Raw genomic sequence first — 25,349 nt, 5'->3', positions numbered from 1 at the left:
TGTCTTTTTAAGGAGTATATCCTATTTTTTGGATCAGGATCGCTAAACCGGTGTAGGTGGCAGGGCCATCGAGCATCCCTTGATGGCTATGTTCCGTGGCGATGAGGGGTGAATCAGGCTAGCGTTGTCTTCTGTGCTGACACAGCGTCTCCTGAGAATGATTACAATTTCAACGATGAAAAGCCGCTAGCCCCTAGGCAAGCACCACACTCTTCAGTAAGATCCCCCCGTTCAGGCTTCAACCGTGGAAGGATTGTGCTCAAACGAGACTATAGTACCAGGGGTGGTACACGGACAAAAGGCCGTAAAAAGTCCCATAAAATAGCTAAAGGCGCGACGCTCCCTAAAAGTCTACTGCTCTTTTTATTAGGGGTACTATTGACGCTAACCGCTGTGGGGTACTGGGTCAAGCAGCACGGGATAACGCCAGCCCGACCCACTCGTCCTAAACGAGCACTGAACAAAACGCTGCCTCCTAAGCCACAGGAGCGTTGGCGTTATATCAAAGCGCTAGAAAGCAAACAGATCCTGGTTCTGCCTCCGGATCCTAGTCCGCTCTTGATCCGGGAAGCGGCGGCGCCGCTGTCAATAGAAAAAACGCCCCCCCGGCCGCCTTTAAAAGCGCCTCAATGGCTGCTACAGTGTGAATCCTTTCAGCGCGTAGAACAGGCACAATCCCTGCGTGCAGGTTTGGCGCTCTTAGGATTTGAGGCGACTATTCTTACAGAGGGCACGCGACAACGTGTGGTACTAGGACCCTACCCCCAGCGGGCGATGGCTGAGAAGATCTTACACCAATTAAAACAGGAGCAGGTCTCTTACTGTGTCCTAGTGGCTGCTTAATCATTAACCCTGCTCACCACTCAACCGTTGTGATAGTCATGTCCCAACAACACCTTCGGATGATTTGATTGAGAACGATAAAGGATCAGCTGTGACAACTGTTGTGAGTATACGTCGCCATAACCAGGTCGTGATCGGTGGCGATGGTCAAGTGACTTTGGGCGCTGTGGTCATGAAACATAATGCCCGAAAAGTACGCCGGCTTTATAAAAACCAGGTGCTCGCCGGTTTTGCCGGTGGAACAGCCGATGCTTTTGCCCTGTTTGACTGTTTTGAGCGAAAACTGGAGCTGCATCAAGGGCACTTACTGAAAGCAGCCGTTGAATTGGCCAAAGATTGGCGAACTGATCGCACATTGCGGCGGTTAGAGGCGCTTCTTGCGGTGGCTGATCGCCAAGTCTCTTTAATTATCACCGGTAATGGGGATGTCATTCAACCGGAGGATAATTTAATTGCTATTGGATCTGGAGGGGCGTTTGCGCAGGCAGCGGCACGGGCTTTATTAGACAACAGTGCACTATCAGCCTATGAGATCGTTGAAAAAGCACTCACCATTGCTGGTGATCTCTGTATCTATACCAATCGCCACCAGACGATTGAGCAACTATCGTTAGCCGATTAAGGATCATGAGAGATGTCTACGCTGACGCCACAGGAAATTGTACAGGAATTAGATCGATCGATTATCGGTCAAGTCAAGGCTAAGCGGGCCGTAGCCATTGCGCTGCGCAGTCGTTGGCGCCGGCTGCAACTAGAGGAGAACCTCCGGCAAGAGGTGACCCCTAAAAATATCCTGATGATTGGTCCCACGGGGGTGGGCAAGACAGAAATTGCCCGTCGTTTGGCAAAATTGGCGAATGCCCCCTTTATTAAGGTCGAGGCTACCAAGTTCACCGAAGTGGGCTATGTTGGTAAAGAGGTCGACTCTATTATTCGTGATTTAACGGATGCAGCACTTAAAATAGTCCGCCAACAGGCTATGGATCAACAGCGTCAGCAGGCGGTGATCCAGGCTGAAACGCGCCTGCTAGAGATCCTACTGAATCTGCCTAGTGAAGAGAGCCGTGAGCAGTCCGATCCCTTGGTCAGGCGCCAACAACTGCTGCAACAGTTACAATCAGGGCAACTGGATGAGCAGTTCATTGAAATTAGTCTCTCTACCACCCCCTATGGAGTAGAGATCATGGCGCCCCCTGGGATGGAGGAGCTGACGAATCAATTGCAATCCATGTTTCAAAATTTAGCGGGCCAGAAACAGAAAAAACGCACCTTAAAAATGGGTGAAGCTCGTCAACTGCTCGTAGAAGAAGAGGCCAGTAAATTACTGAGCCCCGAGGAGTTGAAACAACAGGCGATTGAGCGGGTAGAGCAGCAGGGGATTGTGTTCATTGATGAAATTGACAAACTATGCCAGCGGGGAGCGAGCTCCTGCCCGGACATCTCTCGCGAAGGGGTCCAACGAGATCTATTGCCGCTGATAGAGGGCTGTACTGTCTCGACCAAACAGGGCATGGTCAAGACTGATCATATTCTGTTTATCGCTTCGGGGGCTTTTCAGGTGTGTAGCCCCTCGCAATTGATCCCTGAGTTACAAGGGCGTTTACCGATTCGGGTTGAGCTGCAACCTCTGAGTACCGAGGATTTCGAACGTATTTTAACGGAGCCCCGTGCCTCACTCACCGAACAATACCGCGCGCTATTGGCGACTGAAGGGGTTGAGATTACCTTTACGACGGCGGGCATCCGCCGCATTGCGGAAGCGGCTTGGCAGGTGAATGAACGGACAGAGAATATCGGTGCCCGTCGGTTACACACGGTACTCGAGACGCTCCTTGAGGGGATCTCTTACGAGGCCAGTGAACGACGTGGTCAACAGATTAGCATTGATGCTGACTATGTCAGCGCTCATCTCGACGAACTGGTACAAGATGAAGATTTAAGTCGTTTTATTTTGTAGCACACTAGAGCGCCAATTACAGTATACTACCGCTTGGGAGTTGACCAGACAGTCGCTGCTTTAGCCCGCACGCGTTCGAAAGAGCGGGTGAGCTAAAGGGGAGGAAAGTCCGGGCTCCATAGGGCGAGGTGCCAGGTAACGCCTGGGAGGCGCGAGCCTACGACTAGTGCAACAGAGAGCAAACCGCCGATGGCTCTAACGAGATCAGGTAAGGGTGAAACGGTGCGGTAAGAGCGCACCGCACGGCTGGCAACAGTACGTGGCACGGTAAACTCCACCTGGAGCAAGGCCAAATAGGGGTTCAAGGTATGGCCCATACTGAACCCGGGTAGGCTGCTTGAGCCTGTGCGTGAGTACAGGCCTAGAGGAATGGCTGTCCACGACAAAACCCGGCTTATCGGTCAACTCCCTCCCTTTTTCTCCAATACACCCCTCAAAGCAGTGCGAGATCCTCGCCAATGAAGCCGCTAAGCCTGAAGGCTGCCCAAACCGCTATTTCACAAAAATGATTTAAAATCAGCACAAAAAACTTTTAAAATAAATCAAATTAGTTTAATTTATGGCAATATCTCTATTATTAGAGATATCTATTTTAATTTTAACGTTTTAGTGACATTAATTCACCAATAGACTCTCAGCAAGGAAGCAGTAATGTGGTTAGGAAAACAGCTGGTTTGATCTTGCCACCTTTTTTTAGACACAGAGAAGAGAAACCTTAAGCGACCTGGGATAACCAATTTTTTTCAAAATTTACAGGAGACAGATAGCCTAGCGTTGAGTGCCGTCTCTGTCGGTTATAAAACACTTCTACGTATTCAAAAATGCTCAATTTGGCTTGTTCTCTGCTCTCAAAACGTTCAAAGTGGGTGTGCTCTGTTTTTAAGGTATGGAAAAAACTCTCTGCTACTGCATTGTCATAACAATTGCCCGTACTACTCATGCTAAGCTGATCTTGCTACCCTTTAACGGACACAACGAAGAGGAACAAAGCGTATAATTTTTTGTTACTTTTTGAGGTGAAGTTATGAATCAAGGGGAATCAAGGAGCTATGATAAGGAATTCAAGCTGAATGCGGTAAAGCTGTATCACAGCACTGGTAAAACGCTCTGTCAATTGAGCGAGGAATTGGGAGTTCCCATGATCTTGCTACCCTTTAACGGACACAACGAAGAGGAACAAAGCGTATAATTTTTTGTTACTTTTTGAGGTGAAGTTATGAATCAAGGGGAATCAAGGAGCTATGATAAGGAATTCAAGCTGAATGCGGTAAAGCTGTATCACAGCACTGGTAAAACGCTCTGTCAATTGAGCGAGGAATTGGGAGTTCCCAAGAGTACATTGGCAGGGTGGGTCCATCAGCATAACAAGGATGGTGCAGAGGCTTTCCCGGGCAAAGGATACCTGAAAGCGTCTGATGCTGAGCTCAGTCAATTGCGGAAAGAATTGGCGATAGCACGCGAAGAGAGGGATATCCTAAAAAAAGCCTTGGGCATCTTCTCAGTGGCCCGCAAGTAAAATACCAGTTTATGCAAAAGCATGCTGGGGAATTCAGCGTAGAGAGGATGTCCAACGTGTTAGGTGTATCCCGCAGTGGCTATTATCAGTTTATCAAGGCTGAGCCATCCAAGCGCTATTGTGAGGATGAGCGTTTAATATCTGAAATTAAAGAGGTTTATACCATAAGCAACCAAATTTACGGTAGCCCACGTATCCATGCTGAGTTACGAGCTAGAGGTGAGCGCTGTTCACGCAAACGGGTTTGTCGGCTAATGAAAGCAGCCCATATTGCGGCTAAGATGAAAAAACGATTTAAGGTAACCACAATAGTCGATCCAAAGGCCGCAGTGGCGCCTAATTTACTCAAGCAGAAGTTCACAGCCACTCGCCCTGATCAATACTGGGCAGCAGATATTACCTATATTCCGACCCAAGAGGGATGGTTGTATGTTGCTATCGTACTGGACCTGTTCTCTCGTAGTATCGTGGGGATGGATATGCAAGCTCACATGACCACCGAGTTAGTAGCCGCAGCATTACGCCAGGCAATAACACGGAGGAAGCCTGCTGCAGGTCTCATCCACCACTCCGACCGAGGCAGCCAGTATACCAGCAAAGGATTCAAGGCTGTATCGGCGCATCACCAGATAACGCTTAGCATGAGTAGTACGGGCAATTGTTATGACAATGCAGTAGCAGAGAGTTTTTTCCATACCTTAAAAACAGAGCACACCCACTTTGAACGTTTTGAGAGCAGAGAACAAGCCAAATTGAGCATTTTTGAATACGTAGAAGTGTTTTATAACCGACAGAGACGGCACTCAACGCTAGGCTATCTGTCTCCTGTAAATTTTGAAAAAAATTGGTTATCCCAGGTCGCTTAAGGTTTCTCTTCTCTGTGTCTAAAAAAAGGTGGCAAGATCAAACTGATAATAGCCACTGCGGGATACACCTAACACGTTGGACATCCTCTCTACGCTGAATTCCCCAGCATGCTTTTGCATAAACTGGTATTTTACTTGCGGGCCACTGAGAAGATGCCCAAGGCTTTTTTTAGGATATCCCTCTCTTCGCGTGCTATCGCCAATTCTTTCCGCAATTGACTGAGCTCAGCATCAGACGCTTTCAGGTATCCTTTGCCCGGGAAAGCCTCTGCACCATCCTTGTTATGCTGATGGACCCACCCTGCCAATGTACTCTTGGGAACTCCCAATTCCTCGCTCAATTGACAGAGCGTTTTACCAGTGCTGTGATACAGCTTTACCGCATTCAGCTTGAATTCCTTATCATAGCTCCTTGATTCCCCTTGATTCATAACTTCACCTCAAAAAGTAACAAAAAATTATACGCTTTGTTCCTCTTCGTTGTGTCCGTTAAAGGGTAGCAAGATCACAAAATACTCCACCTCAGACAACCAATTCCCCTGTAGCAGCTAACGCCACTCCCAGCTTCACCGTTTCTCCAGCGGGGGGATCTGAAGATGAGAAGACCATCTATAGGGACCCACAAACTACTTTGCTGAACGAGCACACGACAGCTGACTCAAGCTTTTCCACACAAGATGAGTGGTCCCCGAAGAGTAACAAGACCTCCCAACCCCAAGGTAGGATACCACCCTATTATTCTATCGGTACAGCACCGTCACGAATCTCGGATTCAAGCTCTTCAACATCTGGTTTTTCTGAAAGCAATGATGGTCTGGTAATAGAATTACCCATAACAGAAACCACATCGTCGAATACCCCTTTTAGGGACTATGAGGATACAGTGGGTAGCAGTGACGGTTCAGAAACTCCGGTTAAGGACGAACAATGTACTTTGCCAACTGTGCACACGAGCGCTGGCTCAAGTTCTTCAATATCAAGAACAAGTAGTGATAATATCATTGAGCATTCATTATCTGATCAAAATTCCAGGCAACTCAGCGATTTCAACCGTGATAATTCAAGGAACATGAATGAGGCTGTGAGTAAGAGAACATTAGCTGAGTATTCAGAAAGAAAAAATAGAATCAAGGATATAAGAAAAAAATTTAATGACATTTATCATCAACTGTCACTAAAAAGTGCTCGAGAAGTTACGCCTTTGCGTAACAAAATAATAAATATATCATCATTAAATCAACCTAGTGAAAAAAATGAACAAAAAGCGGAAGATTGTCTAAATAATATTGAAAAATATAAAAAATAAAACATTAAATGTGAATAGCTTACTATGCCTAGGTTTAGGGAATAGGGGACTGAAGTCGATACCCAAGAATAAGATTAGCTAACCGTCTCATATTTAAATTATTCAGCTCTAAGTAGAAGTCTTGATAGACCATTCATAATCAATGCTCTGACCATGCCTGGAACCGAATGTCGGCCATCTACAGAAGCAGTGATTTACTTCAACCTAGAGTAGAGTATACCACTACCCTGTATTCAATGAATATTTAATGGAAAACCAAATGAATATATTTGATCAAGAAAATGAAAAAGTTATAGAATTTTTACTTAAAATTAAAAATAAAAATTATACTGTTAAAGATTTAGAAATTAATATTCTACGCTTCATCAGTCAAGATGAAAATTCTTGTTTAGTACGTCTTGAAGAAACTGATGAAAATTTATTGATGTTAATAGCACAAATAAATATGGGAGATGCTACATCAAGAGTACTCGGAAAGATATTTGATACGCAAATAAGAGATATACTAGAATTAAGGGATAAAAAAGATAATAATGCCCTAATGATCGCAGGAATATTCAATAACGTAACTTTCCTTGAATCAGTGAAGATTTCTGTGACCGATGAGTTTATCAATTTCAAAAATAAATATAATAAAACTGCCTTTATGCTTGCTGCAGATAACAATCATAGGGAATTTTTAGAAAAGATATTCGAACTCAACTATAAGATACCAGAAAAGGACCTAGAAAGATCATTGATGATAGCTGCTGAAAATGGAAATCTATCTATAGTGGAACTTTTATTATCAAAAAACGTTAATCCTTTTGTCAGCAATAGCGAAGGCTACTCGCCACTAATGTTAGCTTACAGAAAAAATCATTATGATACTTATTCACTACTCAGAAAGCAATATCCTATCAGTCGGCAACTTTTCATCCCGGCCTGCATTGGTGTGTTGTTAGAAGACTATGTGGAAATAGAAAAACATCGCCATCCCTATTACTGTTGTTTTTTCAAAAATTTAGGTCAAGTAATAAAAAATATTGCGTATTGGTTACATTTTGCAGCCAACAAAATACCGTTTACTTTGATATTTTCTAAGGAAATTAATAAACGCTTGCCCCATCTTTTGGAGGCGATTATTGTAACTGAACAACGTGAAAAAGATTCTGCCAAGTTGTTGTATGAAGGACATGATATAATGTCAGTGTCGCGTGCCATGGCGGTATTTTCCCAAATGGTTCAACCATTATCTTCTGTTCGTGAACAAGATCAAATATCCTATTCTTTAGAGGCGGACATCGCAAACCCAGAGAGCAATCCTCTCCCTGTTCACTCAGGGTAGATCACCACCGCTCAGCGAGGCTGACCGTGGGCTGATCGCGCTCTAGGGCCAGAGTGATCAATCGATCGAGGAGTTGTGAATAGGCCAAGCCGCTGGCGGCCCAGAGTTGTGGATACATACTGATGGCCGTAAACCCAGGAATGGTATTAATCTCATTGAGGAAAATCTGCTGATCAGCCGTCACAAAAAAATCCACCCGGGCCAGGCCGTAGCACCCTAGTCGTTGCCAGGCCTGGATCGCTAGCCGACGCACCCGCTCGCTAGTCTCCGGCGTTAATGGCGCCGGGATCACCAGCTGCGCCTGCCCACGGTTGAGATATTTGGTCTCATAGGCGTAAAAGGCATCCTGCACCACAATTTCACCGCAGACGCTCACCGCTGGCTGCTGATTCCCCAGCAGGGCACACTCAATCTCTTGGCCCTGGATAGCGGTTTCCACCAACACCGTGTGATCAAACGCCAAGGCGTGTTGCACCGCCGGCTGGAGCTCAGCGGGGTGCAACACCCGACTCACCCCAATTGAAGAGCCTTGGTTGGTCGGCTTCACAAAGAGCGGTAGCCCCAGCGTCGCCACCAGCGCTGCCGGGTTGAGCTGCGCAACATCAGGGTGCCGCAGCACCACAAAGGGGGCCACCGGAATGCCCGCCGCTTGCAGCAGCTGCTTGGTGATCGCTTTATCCATGCCGATGGCAGAGGCCAGCAGATCACACCCGACAAACGGCAGCTGCAGCCAGCGCAACAGCCCTTGCAAGGCGCCATCCTCCCCCATCGATCCATGCAGCAGTGGGAACACCACATCAATCGCCGGCAGCGGAGTGCCACTCTGGCTCTCCCGTAGCTGGCCCCCACGGCTGCCGGGCTGTAGTGCTAGCGGTTCTCCGGTGACGCGTAGCTGGATGCGAGCTGGATCCTCTGGGTAGCGTAAATAGTCCGCTTCATCACAGTGCCACCACCTGCCCTGTTGATCAATGCCGATTAACAGCAGATCATACTGCTGCCGATCCAGCGCTTGAATCACCTGAATCGAGGAGAGTAGCGAGATCGGATGCTCAGGGGATGGCCCCCCGACAAGCAGTGCGACCGTTTTTTTAGAGCGGCAGGGGGGGCTAACGAACGCGGGAGACATACTCCCCCGAACGGGTATCTACTTTAATCACTTCACCCAGCTGCACAAACAACGGCACCCTCACCACCGCACCAGAGCTGAGGGTCGCTGGTTTGCCACCACTACCCGCAGTATCACCTTTTAGCCCTGGATCGGTCTCCACAATCGTTAATTCAACAAAATTGGGGGGGATCACACTAATCGGGCGACCATCCCATAAGGTGAGCACACAGGGGGCTTGCTCGACTAACCATTTGGCACTATCCCCCACGACCCGCTGGTCGGCCGCCAGCTGTTCGAAGGTGTCGTCATTCATAAAATGCCAAAATTCACCATCCTGGTAGAGGTAGGTTAAATGAACATCAATGACATCCGCTGCCTCGACTGATTCACCCGATTTAAAGGTTTTTTCAATGGTACGACCACTGATTAATCGGCGAATTTTAACGCGGCTAAAGGCTTGACCCTTACCCGGCTTAACAAATTCGTTCTCGATAATGGTACAAGGCTCACCCTCTTGCATGATTTTAAGGCCAGCTCGAAACTCGCTTGTGTTGTAAAATGGCATAGGATCTCTTCGAGTCATTACAGTTAAATCAGCATGGTGAATATGATAACCCAGAGTAGACCATTGGGAGAAGCCTGGTTACAACAGCTGGCCGATGTCGTCACCCGTCCACAGGAGCTGCTCAGACTACTGCAGCTCGAAGATCGGCTGCTCCAGCCCGCTATGGCAGGGCGGAACGCCTTTCCCCTGCGGGTGCCGCGCGCTTTTATTGCGCGGATGCGCGTCGGCGATCCCGATGATCCACTGCTGCGGCAGGTGTTGATCTCCCCTCAGGAGCTGCTCTCTTCCCCAGAGTTTAGTCCCGATCCGTTGCATGAACAGCAAGCGGTGGGGGTGCCGGGACTCCTCCACAAATACCCTAACCGAGTGTTGATGGTGGTGAAAGGGGGCTGTGCTGTCCACTGTCGCTACTGTTTTCGCCGCCATTTCCCCTATCAAGATCATCCTAGTGGCAAGCAGCCTTGGCAGCGGGCGTTAGCCTATATTGCTGAACAGCCCGCCGTGGATGAGGTCATCTGGTCAGGCGGCGATCCCCTGATGGCCCAAGATCAGGAATTGGACTGGCTACTCACCCAGTTGGAGGCGATTCCCCAGCTGCAGCGTCTGCGCATTCATACGCGGTTACCCATTGTGATCCCGGCACGGATCACCGAGGCACTCTGTCGTCGTTTGGCCACCTCACGTTTTCAAATTCTGCTGGTGACCCATGTCAACCATGCCAATGAAATCGATGCTACGGTGAGCGCGCACTTAGAGAAACTGCGGTTAGCCGGCGTAACCCTCCTCAATCAAGCGGTGCTCTTGCGCGGCGTCAATGATAGCGTGGCCGCCCTGCTGGCTTTAAGCCTGGCGCTGTTTAAAGCCGGCGTTTTACCTTACTACTTGCATCAGTTAGATAAAGTTCAGGGGGCGGCGCACTTTCTGGTGTCGGACGACACCGCACAAAACTTATGGCAGGGAGTGCTCCAACAAACCTCCGGGTATCTGGTGCCACGCTTAGTACGAGAGGTGAGTGGTGCTTTGAGCAAAACACCGCTGCCGGTAGCCCTGGTTGATGGCTCCTGAAAATTCAGGCTGTTGGGGGGCTACACACCGTGATCAACCGAGTGGTTCGGCGGATAAAGAGAGTTTTCCCTGGATAAAGCGCTGGAGAGTCCCCTGGTGCTCTACCAACAGAGCCCCTTGATGATCGATCCCCCGCGCTATTCCGACAATAGCGGCTCCCTGAGGAGGCTGCAGGTGAACAGGCTGCCCTATAAAAGCGTCCAGTTGTGGCCAGCGGGCTAAGCAGGCAGCCAATCCCTGTTCAACAAACTGGGGTAAGGCGACTCGCCAGGCATTGAGAACCTGACCAATCAGCTGCTCCGCCGCTATCACGATCCCAGCGGCTTGTAAACTCATCACTGGTTGATGGATAGCGTGCTGTTGGGAGACCGGAGTGATGAGGTTAATCCCACAGCCAATGACTAATGCCACCCCCGCCCTGCCCGCGGCCGCGCCGGCTGTTTCAATCAGCAGGCCACCCAGTTTACGCCCCTCAATATAGAGATCATTCGGCCATTTGACTGTAACCTGTTGTGCTCCTAGCCGCTGTAAGGTTTCCGCAGTGACTAAGCTGAGGGCGACACTTAAGCCCACCAGGGTGTGAGGCTGCCGTGGCCAGTGCCAGAGCATCGAGAACAGAGCACAGCTGCCAAAGGTGGTGAGCCACGAACGCCCACGACAGCCACGGCCGGCGGTTTGGTACTCCGCCACGCAAGCAGCACCACTCTGTAACGCCTGCTGCTGCTCTAATAGCGCTTGGTTGGTTGAGCTGAGCACTGGGATCAGCCTAATGTCCTCAGAGTGACTCTGGTGACACAAGGCTGCGTGACTTAAACGAGGAGGCGGTGTCGTCAATTGGTAGTGATGATCGGCATGAGTCACCCCCCTGATCCCCCACGCTTTTAAAGTCAGGAGCGCCTGTTGCAGCCCTACTGGAGTTGTCTTGAGTCGCTCTAGCAGGTGCGCTTCTGCCTGTGGTGTTCCCGACGATAACTGTTGCAGCAGTTGTAAGGGGTGATCATAGGTTATCAAGCCAGCACCTCGGCGGGGTTTAAGGGGCCAGTGGCGCCCATCAAACAGATCTCTGGCTCTAAGCTGATGGCAAACTGCTGTTTGATCTGTTGATGAATGTGCTTGGCCAGTGCTAATACCTGTTGCGGCGTGGCGTGACCGAGGTTCACCAGGACCAGCGCCTGCTGTTGATGGACGGCCGCGTCACCGATACGGCAGCCTTTGAGACCACTCTGCTCAATTAACCAGCCGGCAGCCACTTTAACCTGTCGCTGGGAGTGTGGGTAATAGGGGAGATCCGGGTAACGGGAGAGTAGATCTTGTAACTGATGCTTGGTGATCAGCGGATTTTTAAAAAAACTGCCGGCATTGCCGAGAAGCAGCGGATCGGGCAGCTTAGCCCGGCGAATGGCACAAATGGTGTTAAAGAGCGCTTGTGGGACCACAGGGGTGCTGAGTGGTGTCAGCTCACCATAGGTTAAGCACGGATGCCACGCCTTGGGGATGTTCAAGCCCACCCCTACAATCACCCACCGTTGATGTTCCAGGTGTTTAAAAAGACTATCTCGATAAGCGAACTGGCAAGCGCTCGCTGGCAGTCGCACGGGCTGGCCCTGCTGTAAATCTATTAGATCAACATAGCGGCAAAACTGTTTAAATTCGACACCGTAAGCCCCGATATTTTGCAGCGCTGCCGCCCCCACTGAACCAGGGATCAGGGCCAGATTTTCTAAGCCGGCCATCCCCTGTTGTATCGTATAATCGACCAGTTGATGCCAATTTTCACCAGCCGCCACCCGCAGATGCCAGGCCTCTGCCCGCTCTTCCACCTGGAGGCCTTTGAGACGGATCAACAGGATGGTGCCCTGAAAATCTTCACAAAATAGGGTATTGCTGCCCTCGCCTAATAGCAGCAGCGGCTGTTTGGCTCTTTGAACTTGCTGATACGCACGACTTAAATCCTCCAGACTCTCCACGGTGATCACCTGCCGTGCCCGAACCGGTAGAGCAAAGGTATGATAGCGCCGCAAACAGTGGTTGATCACACTCATGCCAGCTCACGCCGCAGGGTGTGCAGCAGCGCCTCAACCGAGGGGAGCACCTGCCGCCAACACTGAAAGGCATAGGCCGCCTGCTCCACTAACATGCCCAGACCATCCGAAAGGCGGCTAGCGCCCTGCTGACGAGCCCACTGTAAAAAAGGGGTTGTGTTGGGCTGATAATTGAGATCATAACAAGCGGCTGCCTCCCAGCGTAGTGAGGCTAACCAAGGGTGCAAGGCGTCGAGGCTACGGGCACTGGTTGCCTGAATCACCAGATCAAAGACACCGTGGTGCAGGCGTTGTGGTTGTGCGATCTTTACAGGGCCAAGCTTGGTACACTCTGCAGCTAACTGCGCCGCTGTCGCCAGCGTGCGATTGAGCAGCACGACTTCAGCCGGTTGGGTCGCTAATAGCGGTAACAAGATACCCCGGGCCGCACCGCCAGCACCAATCAATAAAATACGGGCCCCAGGCAGCAGTAGCTGCTGGCGTTGCAGATCTTTAACCAGGCCAATGCCATCGCCATTATCCCCTAATAAACGGCCATCACCAAGCGGTAGCACGGTGTTCACCGCGCCCAGTTGTGCGGCGGGGGTTAATTGATCCACATAGCGCGCTGCGACCGTTTTAAAGGGGGCTGTAATGTTAGCCCCTTGACCCCCTGTGGCAAAAAAGGACTCTAGCACCTGTGGAAAGAGTTCAGGCGCCACCGACTGTGCTGTATAGGTTAATGACTGCTGTGTCTGCTCAGCAAAGCGTTGATGAATTCTCGGCGACAGTGACTGGCTCACCGCCTGGCCAAATAGCGCGTAACGATCCATCCGTGATGACTATCCCCCAGGGCGTAGACAGCGATTGGTTAAGGCGTCCCGGATTTCACAGGGGGCGACTTGCGGCCCGACGGCTCCAGGCAGCACGGGCAGCTGATGACCTAATTGTGCCTGGAGGGCTTCAAGAGAGCGGCAAGGCGGTAAACCACTGCGGTTAGCACTGGTCGAGGTGATCGGTTTACCAAACGCTTGGCACAACTGGCGCACAATGGGATGGGCTGATACCCGTACCGCTAGGGTATTAAAAGACCCAGTCAGCCAGGCAGGGGTGGTTGCCGAGACCGGCAATACCCAGTTGATCGGGCCTGGCCAACTCGCCCATAGGCGCTGTTTTACCTCATCCGACAATCGGCTATCATCCACATAGGATCTGAGTTGCTGATAGTCAGCGGCCACCAGTATCAACCCCTGCGTCTGGGAACGCTGTTTTAAAGCCATGAGTTTAGCGACCGCCAGTTGACTATCTGGATCACACCCTAAACCAAACACCGCCTCAGTCGGATAGGCAACGACTTGTGCTGCCCGCAGCGCTGCTACGATAATGGTTAGCTGGGATTGCGGCGCTAGTGCTGGGATCTCCCTAGCGATCATCACAGTATTCCATGGTCCCTCTTCAGTGCACTTGACGGTCCTGAGTCTCAAACAGCAGGGTTTCCAGCTGCTGATAGGCCGATTGGTTTCCCGGAACATTGAGGAGGACCATGAGAACGACCCACTTTAAATCTTCTAGTGAGAGCATCGAATCTTCCAGCGCCATCACCCGATCGATGACCATTTCGCGTGTTTGTGAATTTAAAATATGCATCTGTTCTAAAAATAGCAGAAACCCGCGACAGTCCGCTGTGAGCTTCCGCAACTCTTCCTGATTATACAGTCGCATGGTTTGCGGGGCCGCGGCGAATAAATAGGGCACGGTATCACTATTTTGTAACGTCGCCAGTCGCTCCATCCACTGCAGCGCTTTATCAATATCTTCTCGCTGAAAACCAGCGTAAGCCAGCTCCTCAGTGAGTTTATCTTGATCGATAGCCACCTCTATTTCGCTATGAATATAGGTTTCAAATAGGTACATCAAGACGTCGAACATGGCTTGTCCTCTTACGCTGGACATAGCCGCCGGGGACAGCGGTGATCCATCCTGCTAACTCCAGCTCAATCAATTGTTTGACGACCTCTGGGAGTGGTTGACCAGCCCGCTCGGCGACGACGTCAATCGGGGTTGTTTTATTATCCACCTTATCTAAGAGATCCAAACAGGGTGGTGCTGCACTGCTCGCTACAGCCATGGGTGGTGCTAAAGGTGGCTCTGGAACCGTTAACGGTAACCAGTGTAAGGAGCTATTGAGCACTTCTAACAGTTCGGAGGGCTGTGATACCAACCAAGCACCTTGCCGAATTAATTGGTGACACCCTTGACTATTTTCACTGTCTAAGTGTCCCGGTAGGGCAAAAACCTCACGTCCTTGTTCTAACGCATGACGGGCTGTAATCAGTGAACCACTCCGCAGTGATGCTTCAACGACCAAAACCCCAAGACTTAACCCGCTAATCAGCCGATTCCGCTGCGGAAAATGTCCGGGGAGAGGGGGGGTGTCTGGTAAATACTCAGAAACCAATAGGCCACCAGAGGCTATTATACGTTCTGCTAAACCCTGATGACAACGGGGATAAGGCGTTTGCAGTCCATTACCCAATACCGCCACTGTTTTGCCGCCCTCCGCCAGCACCGCGCGATGACCAATGCCATCGATGCCGACGGCTAAGCCACTGGTGATGACCAGACCACTAGCCGCTAGTTGGTGGGCAAAATAATCCCCCCAGTGGATCCCATAAGTGGTCGCCTGGCGGCTGCCTACCAGGGCACATTGTGGCGCATTGAGCAGCGCAACGTCGCCAGCGATAAACAGCAGCGGCGGCGCGTCCTGTAAGCTGCGAAGCGCTTCAGGATACTCCGGGTGATGGCACGTTAACAGCCGGTGCTGTGGAGCGGCTAGCCAGCGCTCTGCTTCGGTTAACCGCTGGCGGTTAGGGTTCAAGAAAGCTTGGCATTGCTCTCTGGATAACCCCACGGCGTGGAGCTGTGCAACCTCAGCACCTTGGAAAGGGCCTAAACGGCCCACCACTGCTCGGAGTTTTGCAGCGCCTAAGCCAGGGATTAAGGCTAAGCGCAACCAAAATTCATCACCCTCCACGCTATTTTAACCTCATCATTCTGAAGCCGTCAGCGGACACTCTACACGGATCAGAGTATCTAAAAAATTGGAAAATCTATAAAATGAGAACTATTCTCCCTATTCTGATTCTCAATGAATTTTTTGATATAAACCCAAGAGAGTTCTATGGCAGTTTTACCCCTACTACGGTTTCCTGATAAGCGCCTACGGATCAAAGCAGCAGCTGTTGCTGAGATCAACCACGCGACGCGGACCATTGTACAGGATCTGTTGGATACGATGTATGCGGAGTCAGGGATTGGTCTGGCCGCCACCCAGGTTAATCTTCACCAGCAGATCGTGGTCATCGATCTGAGTGACTCGCAGGAGCAACCGCAAGTCTTTATTAATCCGCGCCTCATCACGCAATCGGGAAGCACCAGCATCCGTGAAGGCTGTCTCTCCGTTCCCGATGTTCGGGCGCTAGTGCCCCGTGCTTCACAGATCACCGTGCGTGCATTCAATGCGCAGGGGTGCCCTTTTGAATTGCAAGCAGAAGGTTTATTGGCTATCTGCTTGCAGCATGAGATCGATCATTTGAATGGCACGTTGTTTATCGACTATCTCTCTTCGCTGAAGCGCCAACGCTTACACCAGCGGTTCACAAAAATGGCCAAACAGCAGGCCGCACTAGTCACCCAGGAGCGGTGATGAGCGCCTCATCATTACGCATTATTTTTGCTGGAACGCCTGAGTTTGCAGCACAGCACCTGGCAGCACTGTGCACCGCTGGACATCAGCTGGTAGGCGTATTAACACAACCCGATCGAGCCTCCGGTCGCGGAAAACAGCTAAGCGCCAGTCCAGTCAAGCAATTAGCACTTCAGTATGGCCTACCGCTGAGGCAACCCCCCACCCTACGATCGGCCACACTACAGCAACAACTGGCCACGCTTCAAGCCGATCTGATGGTCGTCGTCGCTTATGGCTTGATTCTACCCTCGGCTATACTAACCCTGCCACGTTTGGGGTGTATTAATGTGCACGCCTCGTTGCTGCCCCGCTGGCGTGGCGCTGCGCCCATCCAACGGGCGATCTTGGCGGGTGATGTTTGTTCGGGGATCACCCTCATGCAGATGGAGGCGGGTTTAGATAGCGGGCCCATCCTCCAGCAGATCAGCTGCCCCATCACGGCGCAAACGACGAGTGCCTCCCTACTACAACAGTTAGCGACCTTGGGCGCCTCCGCGCTGGTAGAGCTCTTACCGTTGCTGGCTCAGGGCCAAGTGGTAGCACAACCGCAGGAGCAGGCTGGGATCACCTATGCGGAGAAGATCAGTAAACAGGAGGGAGCCTTGGATTGGCACCGCCCCGCTGTAGCGCTAGCCCGTGCGGTACGAGCCTTCAATCCCTGGCCGCTCGCTTACTGTGAAGTCGCTGGACAGCGTATTACCGTATGGCAAGCCGAAGCACTCTCGCACCGCGTTGTGGCGGCACCTAAAACGATTATAGCGGTTGATCCACGAGGTATTCAGGTGGCCACTGCCGAGGGAAGTTTACTGCTACAGCGGCTCCAATTGGCTGGCAAGCGACCGATATCAGCACACGACCTGTTCAATGCCCATCGCCATTGGTTTACCGTAGGATCGCAGGTGGCGTAACGCCGTCCGCGTTTGGCGTGCCGAAATCGTGATCTTGCTACCCTTTAACGGACACAACGAAGAGGAACAAAGCGTATAATTTTTTGTTACTTTTTGAGGTGAAGTTATGAATCAAGGGGAATCAAGGAGCTATGATAAGGAATTCAAGCTGAATGCGGTAAAGCTGTATCACAGCACTGGTAAAACGCTCTGTCAATTGAGCGAGGAATTGGGAGTTCCCAAGAGTACATTGGCAGGGTGGGTCCATCAGCATAACAAGGATGGTGCAGAGGCTTTCCCGGGCAAAGGATACCTGAAAGCGTCTGATGCTGAGCTCAGTCAATTGCGGAAAGAATTGGCGATAGCACGCGAAGAGAGGGATATCCTAAAAAAAGCCTTGGGCATCTTCTCAGTGGCCCGCAAGTAAAATACCAGTTTATGCAAAAGCATGCTGGGGAATTCAGCGTAGAGAGGATGTCCAACGTGTTAGGTGTATCCCGCAGTGGCTATTATCAGTTTATCAAGGCTGAGCCATCCAAGCGCTATTGTGAGGATGAGCGTTTAATATCTGAAATTAAAGAGGTTTATACCATAAGCAACCAAATTTACGGTAGCCCACGTATCCATGCTGAGTTACGAGCTAGAGGTGAGCGCTGTTCACGCAAACGGGTTTGTCGGCTAATGAAAGCAGCCCATATTGCGGCTAAGATGAAAAAACGATTTAAGGTAACCACAATAGTCGATCCAAAGGCCGCAGTGGCGCCTAATTTACTCAAGCAGAAGTTCACAGCCACTCGCCCTGATCAATACTGGGCAGCAGATATTACCTATATTCCGACCCAAGAGGGATGGTTGTATGTTGCTATCGTACTGGACCTGTTCTCTCGTAGTATCGTGGGGATGGATATGCAAGCTCACATGACCACCGAGTTAGTAGCCGCAGCATTACGCCAGGCAATAACACGGAGGAAGCCTGCTGCAGGTCTCATCCACCACTCCGACCGAGGCAGCCAGTATACCAGCAAAGGATTCAAGGCTGTATCGGCGCATCACCAGATAACGCTTAGCATGAGTAGTACGGGCAATTGTTATGACAATGCAGTAGCAGAGAGTTTTTTCCATACCTTAAAAACAGAGCACACCCACTTTGAACGTTTTGAGAGCAGAGAACAAGCCAAATTGAGCATTTTTGAATACGTAGAAGTGTTTTATAACCGACAGAGACGGCACTCAACGCTAGGCTATCTGTCTCCTGTAAATTTTGAAAAAAATTGGTTATCCCAGGTCGCTTAAGGTTTCTCTTCTCTGTGTCTAAAAAAAGGTGGCAAGATCAATCGAGTATACCTTTTGCTACAAAAATAGCACTGGCATTATCAGCAAGACGGTATCTGATAAACACCGAGAACAAGCGTGCTTAGATATGAAATACCCGTCCGCCCCCTTCGGGCAGTTCGACGGTCAGACTTAGCTTACCGCCCATTGCCTCAATATAACGCTTAAGCGTTGCCAGCTTAACGTCATTGCCTCGTTGTTCAATCTGAGCGATGGCCGGCTGACTGATACCCATCGATTCCGCCAGGGATTTTTGCGATAGCTGTAATGCTTCCCGCATCAAATGTAATCCCGTTTCCAGAACCATTTCATCAGCCATTGCTTTGATACGTGCCTGACTTTCTGGCGGATAGGCTGCGATAACATCGCGTAATGTTTTCATTTTTTTCCCTCCATCCCGGATAAATGAGCAGTAAATTCTTCGTCCGCAATGCGGAGCATCGTCTCATAAAATCGCTTGTTATTACTTTTGTAACCAGCACAGAGTACGATAGCCTGTCTTTCATGGTCGAAAGCAAAAAATGCACGTATTGGGCTGCCTGAATACTGTACGCGTAGCTCCTTCATGTTTTTGTGCCTGGAACCTTTCACGGTATCTGCATAGGGACGTGACAGTTTCGGACCATACGTTTCAAGGTTGGTCAGATTTGCCAGTACCTTTTCTTGCATCCCATTTTCCTGTTCGTGTAACCAGGCATAAAATCGTGGGGTTAACACTACGGTCCACAAAATTCAGTCCTCATCAATCATAGCTGATAGCTCCATTATATAAGCTACAGATTATTATTCAAGTTTTTGTTACTTCATAATCTACTCTCACCACTTGGTCATGAATCGCCTCGGGTTTTCCGGAGATTCCCCTGTTTCCCTATGAGAGCATAGAGTGATGGAGACGAAAAAAAGAGCAGCAAAACACTATTCACCTCCTTCCACTACTGAAATTGTGCTTTTCCTTGCGGAGATTCTATGAGATCTAAGAGTACCCTTGGCAAGCTCACCTCTTTATATTTATACTCAAACCTCACAAAACTATTGGGGAGGCGCCGCTCTGTTCAATACCCTATCTCTTAGGCTGCGAACCCTGCCAACACCGCTGGCTAGCCTCGCACTGGGCATTGCGAGTCTGGGCTGGTACCTAGAGAATGCGCTACCCCTGCAGGGTTGGGGGCAGATCACCGGGGCGGTCATCGCGGCCAGCTTGCTGTCAGCGCTGATCGCCAAATTTACACGACATCCCGATAGCCTGCTCCAGGATCTGCAACATCCCGTCGTCGGCAGTATCCTCCCCACCTTTGCCATGGCGACAATGGTGATCTCGAAAACCGTGGGACTTTTTCATCCCGTAGCAGCTCAGATCCTCTGGTTGACTGCAGTGATAAGCCATATCACTGCCTTGATAAGCTTCTGCTATCATCGTGCCCAGGCGTTCTCTATGCACCAGATGGTACCCAGTTGGTTCGTTCCACCTGTTGGGATTGTTGTTGCGGCTCTCACAGTACCTGGAGCACAGTTTATCCCGTTGTCCCTGGTGTTACTGACCTTCGGTATGTTAAGTTGTCTGATTCTGTTACCGCTCATGATCTATCGCTTGCTATTCTTTCATGAAGTGCCTGATAGCGCCAAACCGACTATTGCCATTCTGGCGGCCCCTGCAAGCCTGGTATTGGCAGGCTACCTGAGTGTGGTCTCCGTACCTTCGCTGCTGCTCTGTTCATTGCTATTGGGCATTGCTGTGCTGATGACCGTGGTCACTTACTGCGCATTTTTTCGTCTGTTACAGTTGCCCTTCAGCCCAGCTTATGCTGCCTTTACCTTTCCGATGGCGATTGGCGCCACCGCACTGTACAAGTTATCCGCCCTGCTGAGCCAGTACGAACTCGCTCAGGATTATGCTGACCAAGTGTACTGGATGGCAACTATGGAGATTGTCATTGCTACGCTGATCATCACCTATGTCTCACTGCGCTACCTACACTATTATTGGAGCAGCAGGCCCCACCAGTCAGGCAATCATCAAGGAGTGCCATGACCCCGCTGCACCTTCCCATTGAACACTATCCCCAGCTGTTGGCGGCGAAGCGCCAGCGGTTGCAAACCTTACTGGCTGCTTACCAAGCGCCTCCTGTAGCATGCTTCGCCTCACCGGTCAGTCATTACCGACAGCGGGTTGAGTTTCGCATCTGGCATGAGGGGGCTGATCTCTATCAGGTGATGTTTAATCCGACCAATCGATCCTGGTTTCGGATCGATCACTTTCCAGCGGCCAGCCAACTGATTAACCGTTTGATGCCGGAAATCATGCGTGGCTTACGGATCACCCCAGAGCTGCGCTACAAGCTGTTTCGGATTGATTATCTCTCTAGTTTAAGTGGCGCCGGATTGGTTACGTTACTCTACCATCGCCCCTTAACAGCAAACTGGCGTGAGCTAGCACGACAGCTACGTGATCGGGTGCAGCAAGCGCTGGGGATTACTTTGCAAATAGTGGGTCGTGCTCTAAAGCAGTGTATCAGTGTCGATCACCCCTTTATCGATGAGGTGCTCTCCATCCAGGGGCGGCAGTTCCACTACCGACAAATTGAGGGAACTTTTACCCAACCCAATGCTCAGGTAAACTGCCAGATGTTGAGTTGGGCCTGCGATAGACTGAGGGGCTCTACGGGTGATCTGTTGGAACTCTACTGCGGTAGCGGTAACTTTACCCTGCCGTTAGCCCAGCATTTTCGACAGGTATTAGCCACAGAAGTGGTTAAAGCAGCGGTACAGGCGGCGCAGCACAATCTGACGTTTAATCATATTGAGAATGTGCAGGTTGTACGACTTTCCGCCTCTGAACTCAGGCAGGCGCTCCACAGAGAAAGAACTTTTCGACGCTTAGCAGCGATCACTTTAAGTGATTTTCACTGTCAAACCGTCTTAGTAGATCCACCCCGCTGCGGCTTAGATGCAGCGACCTTGCGCTGGATCCAACACTATGATCAGATTCTTTACTTCTCCTGCAACCCCAAGACCCTGGGGGATAATCTCTCCCGGTTATCTCAAACCCATGCGATTGCCCAGTGTGCCCTGTTTGATCAGTTCCCTTATACGGACCATAGCGAGTGCGGTGTGCTACTACAACGTCGCTAATGGTGCGGTTTTTCACAGGAAAAGTGATCAAACGGCCTTGGAGCGTTTCATCATATCGAAAAAATCTTCATTGGTTTTGGAGCTCGATAACTGCTTAATTAAAAACTCCATGGTCTCTATCTCTCCCATAGAGTGCAAGATTTTACGCAATATCCACATCTTTTGCAGTTCATCTGGGGTGGTCAGGAGCTCTTCACGACGGGTTCCTGAACGATTATAGTCAATGGCGGGGAATACCCGTTTTTCAGCAATTTTTCGTGACAAGTGCAGCTCTAAATTACCAGTTCCTTTAAACTCTTCGTAGATAACCTCATCCATCTTGGAGCCGGTCTCCACCAGGGCGCTAGCAATGATGGTTAAACTCCCCCCCTCTTCGACATTGCGGGCAGCGCCAAAAAAGCGTTTGGGGCGGTGCAGCGCGTTCGCATCAACCCCACCGGTAAGCACCTTGCCGGAGGCAGGCACCACGGTGTTGTAAGCGCGGGCTAAACGGGTCATCGAATCTAAAAGAATCACCACATCTTTTTTATGCTCAACCAAACGCTTGGCCTGTTCGATGACCATTTCTGCCACTTGAATATGCCGGGTTGCCGGCTCATCAAAGGTAGAGGCCACGACCTCCCCTTTGACTAAGCGCTTCATTTCGGTCACCTCTTCAGGGCGCTCATCAATCAATAGCATGATCAATTCACAGTCTGGATGGTTATGCGCGATGCTGAGAGCGATATTCTGCATTAAGATTGTTTTACCCGCTTTCGGCGGTGCAACGATTAAGCCGCGTTGTCCTTTACCAATTGGGGCTGCCAGATCTAACACTCTGGCAGTGATATCTTCTGTCGAGCCATTACCCCGTTCCATACGTAAACGGACGTTAGGGTGCAGGGGGGTTAAATTTTCAAAGAGAATTTTATTACGGACATTTTCTGGCTTATCGTAATTGACTTGGTCAACCTTTAATAAGGCAAAATAGCGTTCGACCTCTTTGGGTGGCCGAATAGTCCCTGAAATCGTATCGCCAGTCCGGAGATTAAAGCGGCGGATCTGACTCGGAGAGACATAGATATCATCAGGCCCAGCCAGGTAGGAGCAGTCGGCTGAGCGTAAAAAGCCAAAACCATCTTGTAAGATTTCTAGAACCCCATCGCCAAAGATGTCTTCACCACTCTTTGCATGCTGCTTCAGGATAGTGAAGATCATATCTTGCTTGCGCGTTCTGGCTAAGTTTTCTAATCCAATAGATTCTGCTAACTTAATCAGTTCAGCAACGGGTTTTGTTTTTAGTTCGGTTAAATTCATACAGTAAGTTCTTAATACTGAATAAAAGAAAAGGGTAATGCTGACAGTTCGCAGCGGATAAATGAGTTACTAGGACAACAGGTCGAGGACGTAAAAATAGAAAAGACTCCGTTAGGAAAACGCCGATAGGTTTATCAGGTTAGTGAGGCACTGTGCTTCTGCTGCAAACTACTCCCACCTCTTATGAGACACTCTGTGAGCCATCTTAAGTGATCACACTCAGCAGTGGACGACTAACCCTTTCTTTCTGATTGAATCAATAGATTGGCTCGCTTCTCAGCATGACAGGGTGTGGACCCTGCACCCCGCTGACAGTCAGCTAGTCGCCAGCCAGCCAGCCTGCTCTTCAGCTGCCAGCAGTAGACCAGAATAACCGGCAAGTCTGATTCAACGACCATCATCACAGTGCTCTGCCCAGTGGCTTTACCCTGGAAATGTCTTATCATGGGTGATCAGAAGAGAGCTTGAAGACGTTGCAAAGGCAGCCCCCAGTCAGCGATCAAAGACCAACGACGGCGGGCAGCCCTGGTTCAAGCCTAAGGGCCCACCTGCTTTTCGGCCAGCATATCACCAGCCCGCTAACCTGTCTAGAAGCAATATTAGACCCCGGTACGCGACCAACAGTATCATGGCTGCTGCTTGGACTGCTACGATTATAGATGTTTTTTTAAAAAATCACCTAGCTCTTTTGTGGATAGTCCGCCCACCTGAGTAGCCACCACGGCTCCCTGTTTGAATAATAGCAGGGTTGGAATGCTGCGGATATGATACTTCGGCGCGGTGACGGGGTTTTCATCAATATTTAATTTTGCCACAATCACGCGACCTTGGTACTCATCAGCTAACGCCTCTAAAATAGGTGACAAAGCTTTACAGGGACCACACCACTCTGCCCAAAAATCGACCAATATGGGTAAGGATTGGTTGTGTAAAACCAGGCTATCAAACGTAGCATCGGTCAGCTGAACTAGATTATCGTTCATATTTTTACTCCAGCAGTTTATAGTTGACGATTCAACAGTGAGGGGATGTTCTCGACGGGCTGCACTATTTGAATTGAGAAACCACCCTAAATCAAGCACAACCGGATGACTTTAGCACCTAGCACATCATGAATAAAACACATTTAACCACTGAAAGATTTACCGACTTCGCGCTACACCCTAGGCTGTTACAGCCTCTTGAGCGCTTAGGTTTTGACTATTGTACGCCAATCCAAGCCTTAGCACTGCCACTGATGGTGTCTGGTCAAGATATTCTGGGGCAAGCGCAAACAGGCACTGGGAAAACCTTAGCTTTTCTATTGGCGACCTTTCATCAGCTGTTGGTCCAGCCTGATCTCCCTGATCGCCAACTGAACCAACCACGGGCGCTGATATTGGCCCCAACACGTGAGCTGGCGGTACAGATCCATAGCAATGCGCAACCCTTTGCTGAGGCGAGCGGTTTACGACTGGGGTTGGCCTATGGGGGTGAAAGCTATGACAAGCAGCTGAAAACGCTCACGGCCGGCGTTGAAATCCTGATTGGTACCCCAGGACGCCTGGTGGACTACTTGAGGCAGCAGGTGATCAACTTTGAACTGCTTCAAGTATTAGTGTTAGATGAAGCTGATCGTTTATGCGATGTGAGTTTTATCAAAGATATTCGTACACTGCTGCGCCGCATGCCAGCAGCGAAGCAGCGGCGGAATTTGCTGTTCTCAGCCACCCTCACGGCCCGGGTGCATGAGTTGGCTTTTGAACAAGCGCACTGCCCGCAGCAGATTATTGTCCTGCCAGAGCAGCACTTAGGGAAAGCTGTACAAGAGGAGCTCTTTTATCCAGCACAAGATGACAAAAGAGCCCTATTACAGACCTTGATTGAAGAGGAGTGGCCCGAACGCTGCATCGTGTTTGCCAACACCAAACAGAGTTGTGAACAGCTGCACCGCTACCTGTTAGCCGATAGGCACCGGGTTGGCCTATTGACCGGTGATGTGCCCCAGGCGAAGCGGTTGAAAATTTTGTCACAATTTACGCAAGGGCAGTTAGATATCTTAGTGGCCACCGACGTGGCGGCGCGTGGACTGCATATTCCAGAAGTCACGCATGTTTTTAACTATGATCTACCCGATGATTATGAGGAGTATGTGCACCGGATTGGCCGAACCGGGCGCATCGGGGCCTCTGGGCAGGCGATTAGCTTTGCTTGTGAGAACTATGCGGTCAACCTACCGGCCATTGAGTCCTTTATCGGCCACTCACTGCCAGTCAGCCAATATGATCCCCAGGCTTTACTCCGTCACCTGCCCGATCCAGCTAAGCCTCACCAACGCCGCCCTCGGCGCCGGGTGAGCCCGCCAGGCAGCGCCGCTCGATAGTGCTGCCGGTGTTGTGGGCTA

At 50.3% G+C, this 25,349-nt stretch carries 26 protein-coding genes, 1 other RNA gene and 3 pseudogenes; 15 read left to right on the top strand and 15 right to left on the bottom strand.

Annotation, left to right across the window (positions count from 1 at the left end):
- Positions 1-255 precede the first annotated feature (255 nt).
- The 4 genes from NL324_RS01740 (at position 256) to rnpB (ending at position 3,213) form a co-directional block, all read left to right on the top strand.
- A complete protein-coding gene (locus NL324_RS01740) occupies positions 256-843 on the top strand; it encodes an SPOR domain-containing protein (protein WP_253306075.1) in 588 nt (195 codons plus the stop codon).
- Positions 844-934: 91 nt separating this feature from the next.
- Complete coding sequence (hslV, locus tag NL324_RS01735; protein WP_253306074.1) at positions 935-1,465, top strand: ATP-dependent protease subunit HslV; 531 nt, start codon at positions 935-937, stop codon at positions 1,463-1,465.
- Positions 1,466-1,477: 12 nt separating this feature from the next.
- A complete protein-coding gene (gene hslU, locus NL324_RS01730; RefSeq protein WP_253306073.1) occupies positions 1,478-2,800 on the top strand; it encodes an ATP-dependent protease ATPase subunit HslU in 1,323 nt (440 codons plus the stop codon).
- Between the two features lie 36 nt (positions 2,801-2,836).
- Positions 2,837-3,213: RNase P RNA component class A (rnpB, locus tag NL324_RS01725), an RNA gene on the top strand.
- A gap of 302 nt (positions 3,214-3,515) precedes the next feature.
- On the opposite strand, the pseudogene NL324_RS01720 reads toward rnpB, so the two are convergent.
- Positions 3,516-3,743, bottom strand: a pseudogene (locus NL324_RS01720) (IS3 family transposase); the annotation flags it as partial.
- Positions 3,744-3,824: 81 nt separating this feature from the next.
- On the opposite strand from NL324_RS01720, the gene NL324_RS01715 reads away from it, so the two are divergent.
- Both NL324_RS01715 and NL324_RS01705 read left to right on the top strand, forming a co-directional pair.
- Positions 3,825-3,989, top strand: coding sequence for a transposase (locus NL324_RS01715; protein WP_253306072.1), 165 nt, complete (start codon positions 3,825-3,827; stop codon positions 3,987-3,989).
- A gap of 27 nt (positions 3,990-4,016) precedes the next feature.
- Positions 4,017-5,182 (top strand): annotated as a pseudogene (locus NL324_RS01705) (IS3 family transposase).
- A 131-nt stretch (positions 5,183-5,313) separates the two neighbouring features.
- Here NL324_RS01705 and NL324_RS01700 read toward each other — a convergent pair.
- The gene (locus tag NL324_RS01700; RefSeq protein WP_253305847.1) at positions 5,314-5,613 is read right to left on the bottom strand and encodes a transposase; all 300 of its coding nucleotides are present in this window, start codon (positions 5,611-5,613) and stop codon (positions 5,314-5,316) included.
- Between the two features lie 452 nt (positions 5,614-6,065).
- Here NL324_RS01700 and NL324_RS01695 point away from each other — a divergent pair, with 452 nt between their 5' ends.
- Together NL324_RS01695 and NL324_RS01690 are read left to right on the top strand one after the other, a co-directional pair.
- Entirely contained in the window at positions 6,066-6,488 is a 423-nt protein-coding gene (locus NL324_RS01695) for a hypothetical protein (protein WP_253306071.1), read from the top strand.
- Positions 6,489-6,747: 259 nt separating this feature from the next.
- Positions 6,748-7,815: an ankyrin repeat domain-containing protein gene (locus tag NL324_RS01690; RefSeq protein ID WP_253306070.1), complete on the top strand. Its 1,068-nt coding sequence runs from the start codon at positions 6,748-6,750 to the stop codon at positions 7,813-7,815.
- A gap of 1 nt (position 7,816) precedes the next feature.
- Here NL324_RS01690 and ddlA read toward each other — a convergent pair whose 3' ends face one another.
- Positions 7,817-8,941, bottom strand: a complete 1,125-nt coding sequence (gene ddlA / locus NL324_RS01685) for a D-alanine--D-alanine ligase (RefSeq protein ID WP_253306069.1) — start codon at positions 8,939-8,941, stop codon at positions 7,817-7,819.
- Positions 8,922-9,488 (bottom strand): elongation factor P, encoded by a 567-nt coding sequence (efp, locus tag NL324_RS01680; protein WP_253306068.1) that lies wholly within the window; start codon positions 9,486-9,488, stop codon positions 8,922-8,924. Before efp ends, ddlA begins: the two co-directional genes overlap by 20 nt.
- 33 nt (positions 9,489-9,521) lie before the next feature.
- Between efp and epmB the strand changes: the two genes are divergently transcribed.
- Positions 9,522-10,553: an EF-P beta-lysylation protein EpmB gene (gene epmB / locus NL324_RS01675; RefSeq protein ID WP_253306067.1), complete on the top strand. Its 1,032-nt coding sequence runs from the start codon at positions 9,522-9,524 to the stop codon at positions 10,551-10,553.
- A 33-nt stretch (positions 10,554-10,586) separates the two neighbouring features.
- On the opposite strand, the gene NL324_RS01670 is transcribed toward epmB, so the two are convergent.
- The 6 genes from NL324_RS01670 to dprA are packed head-to-tail and all read right to left on the bottom strand — an operon-like array spanning position 10,587 to position 15,608.
- Positions 10,587-11,564 (bottom strand): biotin--[acetyl-CoA-carboxylase] ligase, encoded by a 978-nt coding sequence (locus NL324_RS01670; RefSeq protein ID WP_253306066.1) that lies wholly within the window; start codon positions 11,562-11,564, stop codon positions 10,587-10,589.
- Positions 11,561-12,586, bottom strand: a complete 1,026-nt coding sequence (gene murB / locus NL324_RS01665) for a UDP-N-acetylmuramate dehydrogenase (protein WP_253307097.1) — start codon at positions 12,584-12,586, stop codon at positions 11,561-11,563. Before murB ends, NL324_RS01670 begins: the two co-directional genes overlap by 4 nt.
- Before the next feature lie 5 nt (positions 12,587-12,591).
- The gene (aroE, locus tag NL324_RS01660; RefSeq protein WP_253306065.1) at positions 12,592-13,407 is read right to left on the bottom strand and encodes a shikimate dehydrogenase; all 816 of its coding nucleotides are present in this window, start codon (positions 13,405-13,407) and stop codon (positions 12,592-12,594) included.
- Positions 13,408-13,416: 9 nt separating this feature from the next.
- Entirely contained in the window at positions 13,417-14,007 is a 591-nt protein-coding gene (gene tsaC / locus NL324_RS01655; RefSeq protein WP_253306064.1) for an L-threonylcarbamoyladenylate synthase type 1 TsaC, read from the bottom strand.
- Between the two features lie 22 nt (positions 14,008-14,029).
- Positions 14,030-14,503, bottom strand: coding sequence for a DUF494 family protein (locus NL324_RS01650; protein ID WP_253306063.1), 474 nt, complete (start codon positions 14,501-14,503; stop codon positions 14,030-14,032).
- A complete protein-coding gene (dprA, locus tag NL324_RS01645; RefSeq protein ID WP_253306062.1) occupies positions 14,475-15,608 on the bottom strand; it encodes a DNA-processing protein DprA in 1,134 nt (377 codons plus the stop codon). The genes NL324_RS01650 and dprA overlap by 29 nt, the downstream gene beginning before the upstream one ends.
- 147 nt (positions 15,609-15,755) lie before the next feature.
- On the opposite strand from dprA, the gene def reads away from it, so the two are divergent.
- The 3 genes and pseudogenes from def (at position 15,756) to NL324_RS01625 (ending at position 18,502) form a co-directional block, all read left to right on the top strand.
- Positions 15,756-16,280, top strand: a complete 525-nt coding sequence (gene def, locus NL324_RS01640) for a peptide deformylase (protein ID WP_253306061.1) — start codon at positions 15,756-15,758, stop codon at positions 16,278-16,280.
- Positions 16,280-17,230, top strand: a complete 951-nt coding sequence (gene fmt, locus NL324_RS01635; RefSeq protein ID WP_253306060.1) for a methionyl-tRNA formyltransferase — start codon at positions 16,280-16,282, stop codon at positions 17,228-17,230. The genes def and fmt overlap by 1 nt, the downstream gene beginning before the upstream one ends.
- 106 nt (positions 17,231-17,336) lie before the next feature.
- Positions 17,337-18,502: pseudogene (locus tag NL324_RS01625) on the top strand (IS3 family transposase).
- 121 nt (positions 18,503-18,623) lie between these two features.
- Here NL324_RS01625 and NL324_RS01620 read toward each other — a convergent pair.
- Both NL324_RS01620 and NL324_RS01615 read right to left on the bottom strand, forming a co-directional pair.
- Positions 18,624-18,923, bottom strand: coding sequence for a helix-turn-helix domain-containing protein (locus NL324_RS01620; protein WP_253306059.1), 300 nt, complete (start codon positions 18,921-18,923; stop codon positions 18,624-18,626).
- Positions 18,920-19,270: a type II toxin-antitoxin system RelE/ParE family toxin gene (locus NL324_RS01615; RefSeq protein WP_253306058.1), complete on the bottom strand. Its 351-nt coding sequence runs from the start codon at positions 19,268-19,270 to the stop codon at positions 18,920-18,922. Before NL324_RS01615 ends, NL324_RS01620 begins: the two co-directional genes overlap by 4 nt.
- 319 nt (positions 19,271-19,589) lie before the next feature.
- Here NL324_RS01615 and NL324_RS01610 point away from each other — a divergent pair, with 319 nt between their 5' ends.
- On the top strand, positions 19,590-20,570 hold the full coding sequence (locus tag NL324_RS01610) for a TDT family transporter (RefSeq protein WP_436298252.1): 981 nt from the start codon (positions 19,590-19,592) through the stop codon (positions 20,568-20,570).
- Positions 20,567-21,670, top strand: coding sequence for a tRNA (uridine(54)-C5)-methyltransferase TrmA (gene trmA, locus NL324_RS01605; protein ID WP_253306057.1), 1,104 nt, complete (start codon positions 20,567-20,569; stop codon positions 21,668-21,670). The genes NL324_RS01610 and trmA overlap by 4 nt, the downstream gene beginning before the upstream one ends.
- A 27-nt stretch (positions 21,671-21,697) precedes the next feature.
- Here trmA and rho read toward each other — a convergent pair whose 3' ends face one another.
- From rho to trxA, 3 genes are all read right to left on the bottom strand, one after another.
- Positions 21,698-22,966 carry a transcription termination factor Rho gene (gene rho / locus NL324_RS01600; protein WP_253306056.1) on the bottom strand — a complete coding sequence of 423 codons (1,269 nt, stop codon included), beginning with the start codon at positions 22,964-22,966 and terminating at the stop codon, positions 21,698-21,700.
- A gap of 233 nt (positions 22,967-23,199) precedes the next feature.
- Positions 23,200-23,412 carry a hypothetical protein gene (locus tag NL324_RS01595; protein ID WP_253306055.1) on the bottom strand — a complete coding sequence of 71 codons (213 nt, stop codon included), beginning with the start codon at positions 23,410-23,412 and terminating at the stop codon, positions 23,200-23,202.
- 207 nt (positions 23,413-23,619) lie between these two features.
- Entirely contained in the window at positions 23,620-23,949 is a 330-nt protein-coding gene (gene trxA / locus NL324_RS01590) for a thioredoxin TrxA (protein WP_253306054.1), read from the bottom strand.
- Positions 23,950-24,077: 128 nt separating this feature from the next.
- On the opposite strand from trxA, the gene rhlB reads away from it, so the two are divergent.
- Positions 24,078-25,328: an ATP-dependent RNA helicase RhlB gene (gene rhlB / locus NL324_RS01585; RefSeq protein ID WP_301282745.1), complete on the top strand. Its 1,251-nt coding sequence runs from the start codon at positions 24,078-24,080 to the stop codon at positions 25,326-25,328.
- Positions 25,329-25,349: the final 21 nt, after the last annotated feature.

Source organism: unidentified bacterial endosymbiont, assembly GCF_918320885.1.
GTDB lineage: Bacteria > Pseudomonadota > Gammaproteobacteria > Enterobacterales.
Note: the sequence above shows the minus strand (reverse complement) of the source record. Positions and strands in the feature narration are given on the sequence as shown.

What these genes read in the sequence shown, in the direction of transcription:
- NL324_RS01700 (WP_253305847.1), bottom strand. Translation starts at nt 5,613, where the DNA reads ATGAATCAAGGGGAATCAAGGAGCTATGATAAGGAATTCAAGCTGAAT.
- trmA (WP_253306057.1), top strand. Translation starts at nt 20,567, where the DNA reads ATGACCCCGCTGCACCTTCCCATTGAACACTATCCCCAGCTGTTGGCG.
- efp (WP_253306068.1), bottom strand. Translation starts at nt 9,488, where the DNA reads ATGCCATTTTACAACACAAGCGAGTTTCGAGCTGGCCTTAAAATCATG.
- rhlB (WP_301282745.1), top strand. Translation starts at nt 24,078, where the DNA reads ATGAATAAAACACATTTAACCACTGAAAGATTTACCGACTTCGCGCTA.
- NL324_RS01620 (WP_253306059.1), bottom strand. Translation starts at nt 18,923, where the DNA reads ATGAAAACATTACGCGATGTTATCGCAGCCTATCCGCCAGAAAGTCAG.
- def (WP_253306061.1), top strand. Translation starts at nt 15,756, where the DNA reads ATGGCAGTTTTACCCCTACTACGGTTTCCTGATAAGCGCCTACGGATC.
- NL324_RS01595 (WP_253306055.1), bottom strand. Translation starts at nt 23,412, where the DNA reads ATGATAAGACATTTCCAGGGTAAAGCCACTGGGCAGAGCACTGTGATG.
- rho (WP_253306056.1), bottom strand. Translation starts at nt 22,966, where the DNA reads ATGAATTTAACCGAACTAAAAACAAAACCCGTTGCTGAACTGATTAAG.
- trxA (WP_253306054.1), bottom strand. Translation starts at nt 23,949, where the DNA reads ATGAACGATAATCTAGTTCAGCTGACCGATGCTACGTTTGATAGCCTG.
- NL324_RS01650 (WP_253306063.1), bottom strand. Translation starts at nt 14,503, where the DNA reads ATGTTCGACGTCTTGATGTACCTATTTGAAACCTATATTCATAGCGAA.
- fmt (WP_253306060.1), top strand. Translation starts at nt 16,280, where the DNA reads ATGAGCGCCTCATCATTACGCATTATTTTTGCTGGAACGCCTGAGTTT.
- aroE (WP_253306065.1), bottom strand. Translation starts at nt 13,407, where the DNA reads ATGGATCGTTACGCGCTATTTGGCCAGGCGGTGAGCCAGTCACTGTCG.
- NL324_RS01690 (WP_253306070.1), top strand. Translation starts at nt 6,748, where the DNA reads ATGAATATATTTGATCAAGAAAATGAAAAAGTTATAGAATTTTTACTT.
- ddlA (WP_253306069.1), bottom strand. Translation starts at nt 8,941, where the DNA reads ATGTCTCCCGCGTTCGTTAGCCCCCCCTGCCGCTCTAAAAAAACGGTC.
- NL324_RS01715 (WP_253306072.1), top strand. Translation starts at nt 3,825, where the DNA reads ATGAATCAAGGGGAATCAAGGAGCTATGATAAGGAATTCAAGCTGAAT.
- epmB (WP_253306067.1), top strand. Translation starts at nt 9,522, where the DNA reads ATGGTGAATATGATAACCCAGAGTAGACCATTGGGAGAAGCCTGGTTA.
- tsaC (WP_253306064.1), bottom strand. Translation starts at nt 14,007, where the DNA reads ATGATCGCTAGGGAGATCCCAGCACTAGCGCCGCAATCCCAGCTAACC.
- hslU (WP_253306073.1), top strand. Translation starts at nt 1,478, where the DNA reads ATGTCTACGCTGACGCCACAGGAAATTGTACAGGAATTAGATCGATCG.